Source organism: Rhodococcus sp. NPDC057014 (genome assembly GCF_042673295.1).
Lineage (GTDB): Bacteria > Actinomycetota > Actinomycetes > Mycobacteriales > Mycobacteriaceae > Rhodococcus_F.
Map to the genome: position 1 here is coordinate 1 of NZ_JBHUSF010000504.1, position 2,706 is coordinate 2,706.

Below are 2,706 nucleotides of genomic sequence, written 5' to 3' on the forward strand. Positions count from 1 at the left end.
GGTGATCGCGGTCTTCTTCTACTGGGGTTTCGAAGCGGCGTTCAGCGTGAGCGAGGAGGTGCGCGATCCGCGCGACGCGTCCCGCGCCGGTGTGATCACCGTCGTCATGGTCCTCGGCTTGTTCCTGCTCGGCGCGGTGGCGTTCCAGCGCGTCCTCACCCCGGCGGAACTCGCGGACAACGGAACCGTCGGACTCGCGTATCTCGGCGAGGCGCTCGCCGATCAGCCGCTGGCCGCGCTCCCCGTGGTGGCGCTGATGTTCTCCGTCGTCGCGTCCCTCCAGGCCACCGTGATACCCAGTGCCCGTGGACTGTTCGCGATGGGCAGGGACCGCACCCTCGGCCCGGTGTGGACCCGTGTGCATTCCCGTTACGGAACCCCCGCGGCCGGCACCGTGCTGCTCGGCGGCATCTCCGCCGTGGTCGCGCTACTGGCCACGGTCATCCCCAAGCTGAGCGATCTTCTCGGTGCGGGCATCAGTTCGATCGGACTGGTGGTCGCACTCTGGTACGGCCTGACGGCACTCGCGGCCGCTGTGCGGTTCCGCGGACTCCTGCGGGTACATCCGTGGGAAGGATTGCGCGCGGTCGTGTTTCCCGCGCTCAGTGCCCTCGTGTTGCTGGCGCTCGGCGGATATCTGGGCTGGATTTTCTACACCTCGGCCGATCATCTCGAGATCAGCGCGACCAACGGGTGGTTTCAGCTGCTGTTCCCGATTCTGGTCGTGATCTCGGGACTGATGGTGGCCGCGCACGCGAAATGGGTGCGCCGATCGCCCTATTTCGTCACCGGCCGCGGAACCGACGCCGACGACGCGAACCTGCTCGGTGCACCCGTCGAGGGCGCCGTCACCACCCGTTCCTGACCATCGCACCGCAGCGTGCACCGAATACCGACGAAAGCACTTCCCGACAGGAGATTCTCGATGTCAGCACGACCCGCAGATCTGGTCTTCACCGGCGGAGCGATTGCCACCCTCGATCCGGCCCGCCGCCGAGCCACGACGGTCGCCGTCACCGGGGGCCGGATATCGGCCGTCGGCCACGACGAGGTCCGAGACCTGATCGGCGCCCGTACCGAGGTCGTCGACCTCACCGGTAGGCTCCTGCTGCCCGGCTTCCAGGACGCACACATCCATCCGGTGGTGGCGGGCCTCGAGTACGCCCGCTGCAACCTCACCGGCACGAGGGATGCCGCTTCCACCCTCGCTGCCGTCCGCAGCTATGCCGACGCCCACCCGGAATTGCCGTGGATCGTGGGCGGCGGGTGGTCGATGGAGGCGTTCGACGGGGGCACACCCACGGCGCAACTCCTCGACACCGTCGTGTGGGACCGGCCGGTGTTCCTGCCCAATCGCGACCACCACGGGGCATGGGCGAACACGAGGGCCCTGACGCTCGCCGGAATCACCCGCGATACTCCCGATCCCGTCGGCGGCCGCATCGAACGCGACGCCGACGGCGAACCGACGGGCATGCTCCAGGAGTCCGCGATGGAGTTGGTCGGCTGCCACACCCCGCAGCACACCTCCGACGATCGGCTCGCGGCACTGCTTCACGCCCAGCAGTACCTGCATTCGCTCGGCATCACCGCCTGGCAGGACGCGCTGCTCGGTGACACCTCCGGCATCTCCGACGTCTCGGACGCCTACCTGACCGCCGCCGGCGACGGCTCCCTCACCGCGCGGGTGGCGGGCGCCCTGTGGTGGGATCGCGACCGCGGATCCGAGCAGATCCCCGACCTGCGCGAGCGACGTGCTCGTCTCCGCGTCGGGAGGATGCGAGCCGACACCGTGAAGATCATGCTGGACGGTGTCGCCGAATCCCGCACCGCGGCGATGATCACCCCGTACCTGGATGGATGTGGCTGCGCGACCACACATTCCGGCACCAGCTTCGTCGACCCGGACGAACTGCGAGGCTACGTCACCGAGCTCGACGCCCTCGGATTCCAGGTGCACTTCCACGCGCTCGGCGACCGGGCCGTGCGTGACGCGCTGGACGCGGTCGAGGCAGCCAGGACCGCGAACGGGTTCCGCGACACCCGCCCACACCTCGCCCACCTGCAGGTCGTGGACCCCGACGACATCCCCCGCTTCCGCGCGCTCGGTGCCACCGCGAACATGCAACCGCTGTGGGCAGCCCACGAACCGCAGATGGACGAGCTCACGATCCCGTTCCTCGGCGACGAACGGACCCAGCGGCAGTATCCCTTCGGCTCCTTGCTGCGCTCGGGTGCGACGCTGGCGGCCGGCAGCGACTGGCCGGTCAGCAGTGCCGACCCGCTCCACGGGATCCACGTCGCGGTCAATCGGGTCCTGCCGGGCCGGAACGGGCAGGAGCGCCCGGTTTTCCTCCCGAAGCAGCGGATCGACCTCACGTCCGCACTCACCGCCTACACCGCCGGGTCCGCGTACGTGAACCACCTCGACGACACGGGGAGCATCGAGGTGGGCAAGCTCGCCGACCTGGTCGTCCTCGACCGGGATCCGTTCACCGGACCCGCCGACACGATCGCGGAGACCCGGGCCGTCCTCACCTATGTGGGTGGCGACCGCGTCTACGCGGCACCGGACGCCTGAGGGCCCCTCCGCAGGCGGCGACACCCTGCGGCTCGGTTTCCCCGAGGGGCCCCACCGGGGGCCGCTCGGCCTCCCCCACCCCCCCGGGGGGATACCGCCCCACTCAGGCGACACGGTTGGGCGAC

At 69.7% G+C, this 2,706-nt stretch carries 2 protein-coding genes; both read left to right on the top strand.

Features of this window, described 5'->3' with window-relative positions; genetic code table 11:
* Positions 1–865, top strand: an 865-nt coding sequence (locus ACFTZB_RS43780; RefSeq protein WP_378441977.1) for an APC family permease, incomplete at its 5' end; no start/stop codon positions are given.
* Positions 866–925: 60 nt separating this feature from the next.
* Complete coding sequence (locus ACFTZB_RS43785; protein WP_378441980.1) at positions 926–2,581, top strand: amidohydrolase; 1,656 nt, start codon at positions 926–928, stop codon at positions 2,579–2,581.
* The last annotated feature ends 125 nt before the right edge of the window (positions 2,582–2,706 follow it).

Bases quoted from the DNA above. Each gene is read 5' to 3' on its own strand.
- ACFTZB_RS43785 (WP_378441980.1), top strand. From the start codon at position 926: ATGTCAGCACGACCCGCAGATCTGGTCTTCACCGGCGGAGCGATTGCC.